This is a genomic window from Catenulispora sp. EB89, from assembly GCF_041261445.1.
In the GTDB taxonomy this organism is placed as follows: Bacteria; Actinomycetota; Actinomycetes; order Streptomycetales; family Catenulisporaceae; genus Catenulispora.
The window spans coordinates 373,458-387,162 of sequence record NZ_JBGCCU010000007.1; the positions used below are offsets into that span (position 1 = coordinate 373,458).

11 protein-coding genes are annotated in these 13,705 nt (G+C 70.5%); 7 read left to right on the forward strand and 4 right to left on the reverse strand.

The window, feature by feature from the left end:
• Positions 1-28: 28 nt before the first annotated feature.
• Together ABH920_RS18285 and ABH920_RS18290 are read left to right on the forward strand one after the other, a co-directional pair.
• Positions 29-1,366, forward strand: a complete 1,338-nt coding sequence (locus ABH920_RS18285; RefSeq protein WP_370350207.1) for a hypothetical protein — start codon at positions 29-31, stop codon at positions 1,364-1,366.
• A 119-nt stretch (positions 1,367-1,485) separates the two neighbouring features.
• Positions 1,486-2,124 (forward strand): DUF3105 domain-containing protein, encoded by a 639-nt coding sequence (locus tag ABH920_RS18290; RefSeq protein ID WP_370350208.1) that lies wholly within the window; start codon positions 1,486-1,488, stop codon positions 2,122-2,124.
• A 13-nt stretch (positions 2,125-2,137) separates the two neighbouring features.
• On the opposite strand, the gene ABH920_RS18295 is transcribed toward ABH920_RS18290, so the two are convergent.
• Positions 2,138-4,636, reverse strand: a complete 2,499-nt coding sequence (locus ABH920_RS18295; protein ID WP_370350209.1) for a penicillin acylase family protein — start codon at positions 4,634-4,636, stop codon at positions 2,138-2,140.
• A 442-nt stretch (positions 4,637-5,078) separates the two neighbouring features.
• Between ABH920_RS18295 and ABH920_RS18300 the strand changes: the two genes are divergently transcribed.
• Positions 5,079-6,593: a DEAD/DEAH box helicase gene (locus tag ABH920_RS18300; protein WP_370350210.1), complete on the forward strand. Its 1,515-nt coding sequence runs from the start codon at positions 5,079-5,081 to the stop codon at positions 6,591-6,593.
• Between the two features lie 422 nt (positions 6,594-7,015).
• Here ABH920_RS18300 and ABH920_RS18305 read toward each other — a convergent pair whose 3' ends face one another.
• A complete protein-coding gene (locus tag ABH920_RS18305; protein WP_370350211.1) occupies positions 7,016-7,729 on the reverse strand; it encodes a TetR/AcrR family transcriptional regulator in 714 nt (237 codons plus the stop codon).
• A 117-nt stretch (positions 7,730-7,846) separates the two neighbouring features.
• On the opposite strand from ABH920_RS18305, the gene ABH920_RS18310 reads away from it, so the two are divergent.
• Entirely contained in the window at positions 7,847-8,716 is an 870-nt protein-coding gene (locus ABH920_RS18310; protein WP_370350212.1) for an NAD(P)H-binding protein, read from the forward strand.
• A 201-nt stretch (positions 8,717-8,917) separates the two neighbouring features.
• Here the strand turns inward: ABH920_RS18310 and ABH920_RS18315 are convergent, their stop codons facing one another.
• Complete coding sequence (locus tag ABH920_RS18315; RefSeq protein WP_370350213.1) at positions 8,918-10,174, reverse strand: metallophosphoesterase; 1,257 nt, start codon at positions 10,172-10,174, stop codon at positions 8,918-8,920.
• Positions 10,175-10,266: 92 nt separating this feature from the next.
• Between ABH920_RS18315 and ABH920_RS18320 the strand changes: the two genes are divergently transcribed.
• The 3 genes from ABH920_RS18320 to ABH920_RS18330 all read left to right on the forward strand — a co-directional run bounded on the left by ABH920_RS18320 (position 10,267) and on the right by ABH920_RS18330 (position 13,154).
• Positions 10,267-11,715 (forward strand): PLP-dependent aminotransferase family protein, encoded by a 1,449-nt coding sequence (locus tag ABH920_RS18320; protein ID WP_370350214.1) that lies wholly within the window; start codon positions 10,267-10,269, stop codon positions 11,713-11,715.
• Positions 11,716-11,852: 137 nt separating this feature from the next.
• Positions 11,853-12,602 carry a tetratricopeptide repeat protein gene (locus ABH920_RS18325; RefSeq protein WP_370350215.1) on the forward strand — a complete coding sequence of 250 codons (750 nt, stop codon included), beginning with the start codon at positions 11,853-11,855 and terminating at the stop codon, positions 12,600-12,602.
• A 132-nt stretch (positions 12,603-12,734) separates the two neighbouring features.
• A complete protein-coding gene (locus tag ABH920_RS18330) occupies positions 12,735-13,154 on the forward strand; it encodes a CBS domain-containing protein (RefSeq protein WP_370350216.1) in 420 nt (139 codons plus the stop codon).
• A gap of 53 nt (positions 13,155-13,207) precedes the next feature.
• Here the strand turns inward: ABH920_RS18330 and ABH920_RS18335 are convergent, their stop codons facing one another.
• Positions 13,208-13,684, reverse strand: coding sequence for an SRPBCC family protein (locus ABH920_RS18335; RefSeq protein ID WP_370350217.1), 477 nt, complete (start codon positions 13,682-13,684; stop codon positions 13,208-13,210).
• Positions 13,685-13,705: the final 21 nt, after the last annotated feature.

The window sequence follows — 13,705 nt, forward strand, 5'->3', positions numbered from 1 at the left end:
GGGCATATCCGCGCCGACCGCATCCTCCATGTCCCCGTCGAACGTCGTCATCCTGGCCCACGGCGTCGGCGGACGCCGCGACCTGCCGATCCCGTTCAACTCGGTCCTGGTCGGGGGCGGGCTGGCCGTGGCGGTGTCCTTCGCGGCGCTGCTGGTGCTGTGGCCGACGCCGAAACTGCGCGGGGCGCGCGCCGGGCGGGCGTTGCCGGGCTGGGTCACGATGGCCGTCGACGCCCCGGAGACCCGGTGGCTGCTGCGCGGACTGGGACTGCTGCTCGGCGGGTTCACCGCGGTCGCGGCGCTGTTCGGCCGCGTCGACGACCTCAACCCGACCGCCACCTTCGTCTTCGTCGTGTTCTGGGTCGGGCTGGTGCCCGCCTCGCTGCTGCTCGGCCCGATCTGGCGGCAGCTCAACCCGCTGCGCACGGTGCACCTGGCGATCTCCGCCGCGCTGCGCCGCGACCCCGATCAAGGATTCGCCGGGCTTCCGGCGGGCGTCGGCTACTACCCGGCCGCGGTGGGGCTGCTGGCGTTCACCTGGCTGGAGTTGGCCGGTCCGAACCGCGACGATCCGCGCGTGCTCGCGGTGTGGTTCGGCGTGTACGGCGTCGTCCACGTCGGCGCGGCGACCGTGTTCGGCTCGGGCTGGTTCGACCGTTGCGATGCCTTCGAGGCCTATTCGACGTTGATCGGACGCCTGGCCCCGATTGGTAGGCGCGACGACGGCCGGATCGTCCTGCGCAATCCGCTGGACGGACTGGCCTCGCTGCAAACCGCGCCGGGGTTGGTGGCGATCGTCTCGGTGATGCTCGGCTCGACCGCCTTCGACGGCGCCTCGGCCGCCCCGGCCTGGGCCGCGCACGTCCAGTCCGGCCCGCTCGGTGTGACGTGGGCGAACACGCTCGGGCTGGTCGCCGTCGTGGCGTTCGTCGCGGCCAGCTTCAGCGCGGTCATGTATCTGTCGACCCGGCTGGCCGGGACCGGCGACGTGCCCGGACGCGCGGCCGCCGGACGGTTCGCGCACTCGCTGATCCCCATCGCGGCTGGCTACGTGATCGCGCACTACTTCTCGCTCCTGGTCTTCAACGGCCAGCAGGCGCTGATCCTCGCCTCCGATCCGCTCGTGGACGGCGCGAACCTGTTCGGCACCGCCGGCCGCGTCGTCGACTACCGCCTGATCAGCCTGAGCACGATCTCCCTGGTCCAGGTCGCCGGCGTCGTGATCGGCCACATCATCGGCACCGTGTCCGCGCACGACCGCGCCGCCGAGCTGTTCCCCAAGTCCCTGATCCGCAGCCAGCTGCCGTTGCTGGCTCTCATGGTCGGCTACACCCTCGGCGGCCTGGCGCTGCTGTTCTCCGCGTGAGCCGTCCTCGGCCCGAGCCGGAGGCCGGCGTAGCCGCCGCCACCACCAATCGACTAATCTTCTTAGGAGATTAGGTAATCGGCCGCGACCACGGTGCGGCCCGGCCGTTAGGAGCAGGTATGGCCTCCGGGAAGAACGCCAGCAGCAGGGCCAAGAGCGCCGCCGCGGCCCGTGAACGCGTGGCCGCCGCGCAGGCCGAGGCGAAGCGCAGGGCCCGGCGCGGCAAGATGATCTTCCGCGGGATCCTGGCCGTGCTGACCGTCGGCGTCGTCGGCACCGTCACCGCCGTCGTCCTGGCCTCGCAGGCCTCGGCGAACATAGCCGGGGTGGCCTCCTTCAGCGGCCTGAGCCGCAACCACGTCACCACCCCGGTGACCTACCCGCAGACCCCGCCGGTCGGCGGCGACCACGCCCCGGTCTGGCTCAACTGCGGCGTCTACACCGCGCCGGTCGCCAACGAGAACGCCGTCCATTCAATGGAGCACGGCGCCGTCTGGATCACCTACCAGCCAGGCATCGGCGCCGGCCAGATCGCCACGCTCGCCTCCGACGTCCACGGCAAGGCCTACACCGTCCTGAGCCCGTACCCGACCCAGCCCTCGCCGATCACCGTCACCGCCTGGGGCAAGCAGCTCAACGTCGACTCGGCCACCGACGCGCGGATCGCCAAGTTCATCAGCAAGTACATGCAGGGCCCGCAGACGCCGGAGCCCGGCGCCGCCTGCACTGGCGGCACCGGGACCCCGAGCGGTTCGTGATGCTTGAGCGGCGCTATCCGATCAGGATCGTGCTCTGCAGCTGCGGATCGGCGTAGATCTCAGCCTCGGAGAACCTTTCCGTGACCCACTGCTTATGGGAGAAGAGAACTGTCTGGTCGGTGTAGTGCGGTGACGAAGGGTTCGACGACTCGGAGTAGGTGAGGATGGTCCGGGCGTGCGGGCCGGACGGCGTCAGCTCGACGGTCATGATGAAGCTGGATCCGAAGGCGCCGTCGGCGACCGAGGAATTCTGGCCGGAGTCGGGGGACGCCCCGACCACGTCGAAGCAGCCCTCCTCGTCGGAGCAGCCGTTCAGCGGGACGCGGTCCCATTTCTGGACGTCGCCGGGTGCGGCGTCCACCGGGATCTTCCTGGCCGAGAACATCTGCACCGCGTCGGCCAGTGCGTGCCGCACGTTCGGGTCGTCGGCGACGAACCCGCCGGGAGTGGTGACCGGGTGCGCCGGGTCGAAGGGCACCCGCCACCAGGTCTGCTGATTGAAGTTGTCGACGAGATGCGTGAAGAACGCCTGCCACAGCGGCTCGCCGTGGCTCCCGGCGTCGCCGCGGCCGTCCCAGGACGCGAGCGCGGAGCAGGCGGCGGTGACGTCCACGCGGGTGCCGTCGTCGGCGGTCAGGACCGGGTTCGCCTTGCACATCGCGACGACCGCGTCGCGGGCCGTCTCGCCAGTGAGGTTGCGGTCGTTGAGCTCGACGGTTTGCAGATCGCTCAGGGTGAACCCGGGAGCGCCCAGGCCGTCGGTGCCGGCCAGCCGCTGGCCGATCATGGTCAGTCCGAGCCGGGTTCGGAACGAGCGCGGGGTGGCGGTGTCGCCGTAGATGGCGGGGTAGCCGGTGATCGGCGCCGCCGGGTTGGTGAGCCAGGCGCTGTCGTTGGAGTTGGCGACGTAGTCGCTGCGGGTCAGCTGCGGGTAGTGGGACGGTCCGAAGATGCCCGGCGTGATGGCGTCGGGGTCGGTGCCCCAGGCGCAGGCGGAGGTGGAGCCGTCCATGATGTACGTCTCCGGGAATGCCTGCCGGCCTGCCGGGGTGTCGATGCAGCGCGCGGCTTCGGCGTCGGTGACGTTCGGGACCACGCCGGCGTCGCCGTAGAAGGCGGTGCCGCTGGCGTCGGTCGCGATGGTGTTGATGAACGGAATGGCCTGATACGTGTCCTGTGCCTTGTGGAGCTGGTCGAGGTTCTGCGAGGTGTCCATCGCCAGCCACTCGTTCATCGAGCGGAGGTTGTCGGCGTTGGCGTCGTCGAGGGCGACGGCGCTCGTGGCGGTCCAGCCGTCGGCGAGTACGGGGCCGTACTTCGTTCCGTAGAGGGTGCGGACGACGGTGGAGAGCTTTCCGTCGGCGCCGCGCACCGTGACGGACACCTTCTGTCGCGTCATCGGCACGGCCTTGCCGTCGACCAGGTAGCTGGTCGGGTCACCCGGGGCCAGGGTCAGTTGGTAGAGGGTGAAGCGGTTCGCCGTCGACACCGTGTGGGTCCAGGCCAAGCCGTTGGTGTGGCCGATCTCGACCACCGGGGAGCCGTAGAGGCTGGCGCCGGTCACGTCGATCTTGCCGGGGATCGTCAACTGGATCTGGTAGAAGCGGGCGTAGCCGGCCCAGGGATAGTGCGGGTTGGCGAGCAGCATGCCGTCGTGGTCGGCGGTGGCGTCCTTGCCGAGGGCCCAGCCGTTGCTGCCCAGGCTCTTGTTCTGGGCTTGCGTGATGCCGTCAAGGAGGGCCGACAGTGGTGGAGCGGCATTGGCAGCTGCATTGGTCGCGGTCGCGGTCGCCGTCTTCCCGGCGGTCGTCCCCGCGGTCGGCGGAGCCGCGTCGGCGATCGGGGCCTTGAAGTGTGAGCTTCCGGCGATCCGGTCGACGTCGAGGATGTTGTCCCACAGGTCCAGCGCGGTGATCGGGCGCACCCACGCCTGCCCGCGGCAGGTGGCGTCGGGCAGATTGGCCACGCCGGTGTCCCGGAGGTAGCGGTTGTAGCCGGCGACGTAGCCGTCGACCAGCTGGCGCACCTGCGCCGTCGGGCCGAGCGGCGCCGGCTGCGCGAGCAGGCGCTGCACGAGGCCCGACTGCCGCACGCCCTGGTAGTAGAGGTCGCTGTCCAGATTGGTGTTCCGGCCGCTGAGCGGATCGGAGACGGTCGCGGTCGGCCCGAAGAACTCGGATCGGTCGCCGCTCACGGTCAGCATCCGGTCGGCCATGACGCAGATGTTGTCCTGGGCGAACGCGTAGCCGTACCCGTAGCCGAGGCTGGGGTAGTCGCCGGCGAGGATGTGCGGGATGCCGTATTCGGTTCTGCGGATGTCGACTGCGAAGTGGGCGCCGTTGGCGGACAAGGCGGCGAGGGTGGTCGTGGCGGTTGTAGCTGTGGCTGCGGTCGTGGCCGGGGGACTGGCGGCCGACGCGGATACCGAGGCTGACGCCAGGGTGCCCGCGACGATGGCCACCGCGGCGAGCGCGGCGGCCATTCGTTTGGTGCGCAAAGGGTTACCGGTCATGATCACTACGTTAGGCAGGTATCAGAGGCATGACATCCGCCCGCGGGAGGGTTCTCGGAGTGGATCATCCGCCCCCAGGCTGAGTACGCAGGGATGAGTGCGCTGATGTACTCCGCTTGTCCGTGCTCGCGCCCGCCCCCGCACGCGTTGTCGACGTCTTGTCTGAGGGTGCGCTCTCATCAGGACCTGGACTGCTATACTTGAACTCGTTGCGGTTGTGGTTCCAGAAACCTGTGTGCACCTACCGGTTGGAGACGATAGGTGCACTTCATTTGTGCCGACGCCATTTGGCCCCGCTGCCGTGGGTGTGCACCGACCGTAGGTGACGTGCCGAACGGTTCCACCGTCCACGCCCCACGTCTTTCCGGCTCGTTCGCGTGACCCCTCTGCGGTCCGGTGCGGCCCGGCGTCCTAGTGCCACGTGCCTCTTGAAGAAGGTTTTATGACCCGCTCCAACCGTTCTGACCGTTCCAGCCGTTCTGACCGCCCGAACCGTTCCGACCGTTCTGACCGTCCCAGCCGTCCCGCGCGCCGGGGCGGGAACCCGTCCGCCGGCCGCCAGGGCTCGCCCTCGGGCGGCGAGTTCGCGCTCCCGGTCAGCAACACCCCGGCGCTGCCCGCCGTCGAGGACTTCAGCGAGCTGGACATGCCGCAGGCGCTGCTCGCCACCCTGACCCGGCAGGGCGTCGTGACCCCGTTCCCGATCCAGGCCGCGACCCTGCCGAACGCGCTGGCCGGGCGGGACGTGCTGGGCCGCGGCCGGACCGGCTCGGGCAAGACCATCGCCTTCGGCCTGGCCGTGCTGGCGCGCACCGCCGGGCGCCGGGCCGAGCCCCGCCAGCCGCTCGCGCTCGTCCTGGTCCCCACGCGGGAGCTGGCCCAGCAGGTCACCGAGGCGCTGACGCCCTACGCCGACGCGGTCAAGGTGCGGATGGCGACCGTCGTCGGCGGGATGTCGATCGGGCGCCAGGCGCAGGCGCTGCGCAACGGCGTGGAGGTCGTCGTGGCCACCCCCGGGCGCCTGAAGGACCTGATCCAGCGCGGCGACTGCCGCCTGGACGAGGTCGCCGTCACCGTCCTGGACGAGGCGGACCAGATGGCCGACATGGGCTTCCTGCCCGACGTCACCGAACTGCTCGACCAGGTCGCGCCGGGCGGGCAGACGATGCTCTTCTCGGCCACCCTGGACCGCAACATCGACCGCCTGGTGCGCCGCTTCCTCACCGACCCGGTCACGCACTCGGTGGACCCGTCGGCCGCCAGCATCAGCACCATGGAGCACCACCTGGTGCACGTCCAGCCCGGCGACAAGAACGCCACGGTCGCGCACATCGCCTCCCGCGACGGCGGCCTGATCATGTTCACCGACACCCGGCACGGCGCCGACCGCCTGGTCCGCGACCTGCTGGCCAACGGCGTGAAGGCGGCGGCACTGCACGGCGGCAAGTCCCAGCCGCAGCGCAACCGCACCCTCACGCAGTTCCGCAACGGCCAGGTCACCGCCCTGATCGCAACGAACGTCGCGGCCCGCGGCATCCACATCGAGGGCCTGGACCTGGTGGTCAACATCGACCCCCCGACCGACCACAAGGACTACCTGCACCGCGGCGGCCGCACCGCCCGCGCCGGCGAGTCGGGCACCGTGGTCACCCTGGTCCTGCCCACCCAGCGCCGCGACATGACCCGCATGATGGCCGCCGCCGGCATCACCCCGCACACCGCCCACACCCAGCCCGGCGACGAGGAACTGGCCCGCATCACCGGAGCCCGGGTACCCACCGGCATCCCGGTCACGATCCCGGACCCGGTGGTCGAACGCCCGCGCCGCCCCAGCTCAGGCGCCGCGAACGGCTCAGGCCGCGGCCGGCGAGGGCGCCCCGCGCACGGCAGCCGCAACGCGCAGGGGAATCCCGGTTCCCGCGGTCAGCAGCCTCGGCGGGCTCGGGGCGCTGCCTGAACGGCGCGCCTGCTTCAGGCACTGGTGTTGGTAGCGCCGGCCGGGTTGTGTCCAGGTGCTGGTCTCGCTGAGATCCGGTGCCTTGGCGGGCTTGGGCGCTGTTTAACCGGCGCGCCTGCTCTAGGTACTGGTGCTGGTAGCGCCAGCCGGGCTGTAGCCGGGTGCCGGTCTCGTTGAGATCCGGTGCCTCGGTGGGCTCGGGGCGCTGCTGAAACGGCGCGCATGCTTTAGGCACTGGTGCTGGTAGTGCCAGCCGGGTTGTGGCCGGGTGCTGGTCTGGTTGAGATCCGGTGCCTCGGCGGGCTCGGGGCGCTGTTTGCCCGGCGCGCCTGCTTTATGCGCGCTGGGTGCGTTGGCCTGCGCTTCGCAGGCGGTTTCAGCAACAGGCCAACCGCACTCGCGCAGCACACTGAACCAACCCCCTACGCCTCCGCGTCGGCGACGCGGCCGAGCCAGTCCCCGAACAGTGCGCGCTCGTGCGGTGTGAACATCGCGAGGTCCGGTAGTGCGGCGCGCAGGGTGAGGGCCGCGGTGGCCGGGACGGCGGGCGCGGTGGTGTGGCCGCCGGTCAGGATGGTCGCGCACACCCCCTCCCAGGCCAGGTCGGACAGGGATTCGTCGCGGGTGTCCGGGGGCTGCTCGATGAGGGCGAACACGACGCCGGTGCCGGCCGCGTGGATCAGGTCCACCGCGCGCCGCTCGGGGACGCGCAGGCGTCCGGCGCGGGCGACGCGGGTCACCCGCTGGCGCAGGACGTCGGCGCCGGCCTCGATGGCTGATCGTCCGTCGGGCGTCAGCATCCCGGTGTGGATGAGGCGGAACAAGGCCGGGTTCGCCAGGCCGAAGCCGATGTGCAGGTTCCAGCCGGCGCGGAGGCCTTCGACCGGATCGTCGTCCGCGTCCACCGGGTGCTTCTGGGCGACGTAGTCCGCGAAGCCGCTTTCGGCCACGGCCTCCAGCAGCCCGTTCTTGTCGCCGAACAGGCGGTAGATCGTCGGCGCCTGGACGCCGGCGGCCAGGGCGACCGAGCGTGTGGTCACCGCCTCGGGGCCCTGGGCGGCGAGCAGGCCCGCGGCGACGTCGACCAGGCGGGCGCGGACGGCGTCGCGCGACGGCGGCACACCGGGATCACTCATGTTTCCCATGATAACGCATGGTTGTTATCGCTGATTTATCGATGATAACGTCGAAGGCGAATCACCGATAACACGGTCATCGGTGCCCCGAATCATTAACACCACCTGGAGCCGACCATGCTCGTCATCACCGGAGCCACCGGCGCACTGAACGGCGCCACCGTCGAACACCTGTTGGAGCGCCTTCCGGCGGAGGAGATCGTCGTCGTCGCCCGCGACGTCGCCAAGGCCGAACGCTTCGCGCGCCGCGGCGTCGCGGTCCGGCGCGGCGACTACGCCGACCCGGCCTCGCTGCCCGCCGCCTTCGACGGCGCCGACCAACTCCTGCTGGTCTCGACCAACGACCCGACCGCCGACGCGGTGAGCCTGCACCGCACCGCGATCGACGCCGCCGTCGCCGCGGGCGTCGGCCGCGTCCTCTACACCAGCCACCAGGCCGCCGGCCTCGGCAGCGCGTTCGGTCCCGCCCACGACCACGCCGTGACCGAGCAGCTGCTCGTAGACTCGGGCCTGCCCTGGACCTCGCTGCGCAACGGCTTCTACGCCCACAGCCTGACCTGGCTCGCCGGTCCGTGGCGCGAGACGGGCGTGATCGCCGTGCCCGGCGACGGGCCGGTTTCCTGGACGGCGCGCGAGGACGCCGCCGAAGCAGCCGCCCTCATCCTCGCCTCGGACGGTGCGCACGAGGGCCCGACGACGCTGACCGCGAGCGCCGCGCCGACGTTCCAGGAGATCGCCGCCATCGCCTCCGAGCTGACCGGCCGCACCGTCGAGTGCGTGGCCGTGGACGAGAGCGAGTGGGTCGCGGCCCAGATCGGCCGCGGTACGCCGGAATACATGGCGCGCCTCCTGGCCGGGTTCTACCAGGCGGCGCAGCAGGGGAGCTTCGCCGGAGTCGACCCGCTGCTCGGCAAGCTCCTCGGCCGGGAACCGCGGACAGCGCGCGACGTCCTCGCCGAGACTCCCGCCGAGACCCCTGCCGAATAGGCGGCGCCTGCGCGCGGCGACGTGGACGAAGGTGCGCATCCGGTTTCGAGCGCGACTTCTGGCTTGGGCACGCTGCGGTGGGATCCTGTTCCTCGACGGCCGTGAGTCGGTTGCCTTCATCAGGCTACCGCCAGGCATGCGGACGGCCCGGGCGTCCCGGGCCGTCGCGAACTGCCTGACCGGTCTCGCTTCCGGCCCCGGTCAGCCGAGCTGCGCCCCGTCGCTGAGCGCGCCGAACTCCTCGGTGGACAGCATGCGGGGCTCGCCGACCTTGAGGTGCAGCCGGTCGGCGGTGGCGTTGCCGTTGATGCGGTACTTGACGGTGTCGGCGATCAGGTAGGTCTCGCCGTTCGCGCTGCCGATGTAGCCGGCCTGGATGGCGCCGCCGTCCGGGAGGTCGTCGACGTTGATCTCGTCGATGCCCTCCCAGTCGCTGAAGATGTTGACGTAGGACGGTTCGTCCAGCGCGCGCCGCTTGCCGTCGAGGACGACGTACACCATGGGGTTGTCCGCCGCCTTGACGCGAGTGCCGTTCTCAGCCATGAGCCGGTTCCTTCCGCACGAGTCTGCTAGGTCTGCCGCCCCCTGTTGGATGCTAGGTAGGCGCGGGGCGGGGCACGCGCGGGCGTAGGCCGATGGGATGATCCGGCGCCGACGGGGTGTGTCCGGGGCGAGGTCTGCCTCGCGAAGCAGTCGGAGCCGCACGGTGTCCCCCGAAAGGCGGTACTCGACGAGGCCGTTGCAGCGCAGCCCGAGATTCCAGGCCTCGGTACCGGCCGGTGTGGGCCCGAGCGCCGGCGCGCCGACGAGCAGGGCGCCGTGGCTGTGGAGGACGACGTGCTCGTGCAGGTGTCCGGAGCCGATCAGCTTCACGGTGCCCGACTCGGTCAGAGCGAGTAGGCGGCGGCGCGATTTCCGGCCGATCGATTTGTTGACGTGCAGATCTTCGTCGAGGGAGGCGATCGCCGGGGGCTTGTGCATGAACAGGCCGACCGGACGGCCGTCTGCTTCCCGGAGGCGTTGCTCCAGCCAGTCCCACTGGTCGGCCTCCTCGGCGGCGAGGTGGTTGTCGAAAAGCAGTGAGTTCAGGCCGATCAGCTGCCATCCGCCGATGGTGACCGACCACCGATCGGGGCCGAAGTGGCGGCGGAACCGCGCCAGCCGTTCGGTGCTGACCAGGCCGCGGAAGGGGTCGGGCGGGCTGTCGCCGATGTCGTGGTTGCCCGGGACGATCCGCCACGGGGTGGTGAGGCGGCGCAGCTGGAAGGCGGCGTACTCGTGGTCGCGGTCGTCGTCCGGGTCGTCGTGCACGGCGTCGCCGGTGTGGATGACGAGGTCGGGGCGGGTCCGTTCGACGTAGCGCACTGCTGCTGTCCACATCTCGGTGCTCGCGGCGAAGTCGGGGGACAGGTGGGTATCAGACACCTGCAACACCGTCGTCTGGCTGGGCAGGTTCATGACTCGGCTCCTGGAGATGGAGATGGAGATAGGGTCGGGACCGTCGGGCAAACGCAGGCTAAGCAGCTGGCCAGTGTCCACTGGAGCCGGAATTGGATTCTTCGCGCGCTGTTTCCGGCCACGAGATGCCGGCGCTTTTGGGGGAGTGGCGCAACGGTGCGGGCTCGCTCGCGCAGCGCCTGGCCGACGCCATCGAAGGCGCTGTGGAGCGTGGGGAACTGCTCGCGGGTTGGGCCTTGCCCTCGGAGCGGAATCTGGCGGCGGTGTTGGATGTCAGCCGGAGTACGACGGCGCGCGGTATGGAGCTTCTTGCCAAACGCGGCATCGTCCGCTCTGTGCAGGGTGCCGGCACCTTCGTCGTGGGCCGGTCCGGAGTAGCTGCCCGAACGCCGTTGCCGCGCGGGCTCCGTGGGAAGTACCGGCTCGGGAGCGGCACCGGCCCGGGCGTCGCCGCCGCCACCTTCCCCGACGTCGCAGGCCTGCCGCGCGAGGCGTTGACCCTCAGCGTCGACGATCTGCTCGCCGCACAGCCGAACGGCGATGGCCCGGGCAGCGGCTACGCCATCGCAGGCCTCGATGTCACGCGCGTGGCCATCGCCGCGTCGCTGAGCGGGAACGGCCTGCCGACCAAGCCGGAAGCGCTCGTGGTGACCACGGGCGCCACGCAGTCGCTCTCGCTGGCGTTCGAGATGCTGCTTTCGGCCGGCGACGTCGTCATCGTCGAATCGCCGACGTACCCCACCACGCTGGACCTGCTGCGCCGCGTTGGCGCGCGCATCGTGCCGGTCCGCACCGGCGACGGCACCGTCGGCGCCGACGCGCTCGTGCGCCTGGCCCGTCGGACGCGCGCGACGCTGGCCGTGGTGATGGCCACCTGCAACGTCGCGACCGGCCGCAGCCTCACCGACGCCGACCGCTCGACGCTGGTGCGCCTGGCGCGGGACGGCGTCGTCGTGCTCGACGACCGCACGCTCGCGGACTACCACCCGCCGCCGGCCCCGACCCCCGTCGCGGCGCTCGCCGAGCACCGGAACATCGTCACGGTCGGGTCGTTCAACAAGATCTACTGGGGCGGGCTGAAGATGGGCTGGATCCGCCTGCACCCGAGCCTGGTGGAGACCGCGGTGCGTATCAAGTCACGAACAGACGCCGGATCATCGGTGCCGAGCCAGATCCTCCTCGCCAAGCTGCTGCCGCACCACGGCCCCATCGCCGCGCACCGCCGGTCCGAGATGAAGCGCCGCACGCACCTTGCCACGGCGTTCCTCCACGACGAACTGCCCGACTGGCGCAACGAGGCCGCCGGCATCGGCCCATCCCAGTGGATCCGGCTTCCGCTCCGCGACACCGCCGAGTTCGTCGGCTTCGCCCACGCGCACGGCACGACGGTCGGCTACGGAGGCATCTACCGCAGCGACGGCCGCCCTTCCGCGCACCTTCGCACGACCCTGACCTCCGGCGACGAGGAGATCCTGGCGGCGCTGCGCAACCTGCGCGAGGCTTGGTCCGCCTTCCCCGCCGGCCGCGGTCACCGCCGGTAGCGGCACGTGGCGGCGCCGTGACTCCGTTCCACGGAGGTTCGCGTCCGGTTCATCTCAGTCCGCCCGTTCATGGGTAGAGCACGATCGTGGGGTATCGAGAGCGAAGGTCGCTGCGGAATGCGGCCGAGAGCGGGGACGTGGAAGCTGCGTTCACGCTCGGCATGCGCTACGACGCGTGGTCGCACAATCACAATCCGATACATCTCCATTCGGTTGAGTGGCTGGAAGAACGCGCCCGTCTGTATCTACGCCTCGCGGCGGATGCGGGTCATGCCAGGGCAGCGGTGCAGCTCGCCTTCGTGTTGGCCAGGGCGAGATCGGAGCCTTACGCGCGCGATGAGGACCAGTTCTGGTCGGACGAGGAGCTGCGCTATCTTACGGCGGCCGCGGAATCAGGGCACGTACACGCCGCGTTCATCGTCGGTGCGGTGGGCTTGCGGTACAGCGGGCAATTGCCTGACACGTCAGCTGCCGAGCGTTACCTCCGCCAGGCCGTCGACGGGGATCACCCGAAAGCGGCTTTCAAACTCGGCGAATGGCTTCTTCGCCAAGCCGGCCGGCAATCCGAAGCGCTGCGTTACCTGAAGCTGGCCGGCGAGCGCGCCGACGAAGACGTCGACCCTCAGGACTACATCGACCTCGCTCGAATACTGACCCGTACGCAGCGTTCCGACATCGCCGAGCCGTTCGTGCGCGCGGCTCTCGCCTCCCCCCGCAAGTACAGCGGCGCGAACTACGACCGGGAAGCCGATTGGATGGAGCTGCTCGGCGACGTGCTGAACAGAACGAGGCGCCGCGCCGAGGCGAAGGAGTGGTACGAGTCGGCGCGGGCCCGGAGGACGGCCCCGAAGCGACCCGATGATTGGCCGGATTACGACGCCGACTGATCGGTGGATGAGGCGGACCACCCGGCGCTCCAGCACCGGTTCTCCCGCCCGCGATCGCGCGTGCATGTTCCTTGAACAGGCGGGTAAACGTCAGCCCTTGTAGCCGAACCAAGCCAGGAGGCTGAGCTGACTGTGAGCGGCAAGAAGGTGCGCGAGGTGATGACATCGATGCCGATCCAAGTCCCGCCCGCGACCAGGGTGGGCGACGTGGCGAGGCTGATGCGCGAGCGGGGCGTCGGATCGGTGCTGGTCGTCGACGGTACCGGGGTCGTGGGGCTGGTCACCTACCGCGACCTGATGATGCGCGTCCTCGCGAACGACCACGGCCCGGACACGCAGGTCGGGGGCGGCGCGGCGGCCCGGCCGCTGTGCGTGGGGCCGTCCGACGAGGCGGACGCGGCCGCGGAGCTGATGCGGGCGAACTCGGTGTCGCGGGTTGCGGTGCTCGAGCGGGGGGTCGCGGTCGGCATCGTCTCGCTCGGCGATCTGGCCGCGGCGCGGATCTGGGCCTCGTTGCCGGGGGACGTGGGGGTCGCCGGCCCGAACCGCTGATCTCCCGTTCGGCTTCCTTCGCTTGTCTCCGGCAGTCCGGAGTCCCCCGCCGGTCAGGCTTGTTCGACCACCGACTCCTCACCTAGCTGCGACGCCTCGGCCTCGGCCTCGTCACTGAGCCGCTCGACGAACGTCTTGAACCTGGCCGTGTCGTCCCGGACCTGATGCCCGTCCATGCCCAGAAGGTGTCCGGCGCGCTCCGCCAGGCCGCTCGGCTGCCAGGTCAGCTGCACGGTCACCCGGGTCAGGTGGTCGCCGAGGCTTTGGAACGTCACCATCCCCGCGTGGCTGGTGTCCCCGCCGGTGCTCCGCCACGCGATGCGTTCGTCGGTGCGCTGCTCGGTGATCTCGGCATCGAACTCGCGCTGCACGCTGCCCATCGTGATCACCCAGTGCGTGCGGCGGTCGTCGATCCGGCTGACCGCTTCCACGCCGTCCATGAACTGCGGGAACGACTCGAACCGCGTCCACTGCTGGTACGCGGTGCTGATCGGCACGTTCACATCGACCGACTCGATGACCTGGCTCATACGTTGTCCCTCACCTGGTTT

Excerpts from the sequence above, each read along its gene's own strand:
- ABH920_RS18285 (WP_370350207.1), top strand. The coding sequence starts at position 29 with ATGTCCCCGTCGAACGTCGTCATCCTGGCCCACGGCGTCGGCGGACGC.
- ABH920_RS18290 (WP_370350208.1), top strand. The coding sequence starts at position 1,486 with ATGGCCTCCGGGAAGAACGCCAGCAGCAGGGCCAAGAGCGCCGCCGCG.
- ABH920_RS18295 (WP_370350209.1), bottom strand. The coding sequence starts at position 4,636 with ATGACCGGTAACCCTTTGCGCACCAAACGAATGGCCGCCGCGCTCGCC.
- ABH920_RS18300 (WP_370350210.1), top strand. The coding sequence starts at position 5,079 with ATGACCCGCTCCAACCGTTCTGACCGTTCCAGCCGTTCTGACCGCCCG.
- ABH920_RS18305 (WP_370350211.1), bottom strand. The coding sequence starts at position 7,729 with ATGAGTGATCCCGGTGTGCCGCCGTCGCGCGACGCCGTCCGCGCCCGC.
- ABH920_RS18310 (WP_370350212.1), top strand. The coding sequence starts at position 7,847 with ATGCTCGTCATCACCGGAGCCACCGGCGCACTGAACGGCGCCACCGTC.
- ABH920_RS18315 (WP_370350213.1), bottom strand. The coding sequence starts at position 10,174 with ATGAACCTGCCCAGCCAGACGACGGTGTTGCAGGTGTCTGATACCCAC.
- ABH920_RS18335 (WP_370350217.1), bottom strand. The coding sequence starts at position 13,684 with ATGAGCCAGGTCATCGAGTCGGTCGATGTGAACGTGCCGATCAGCACC.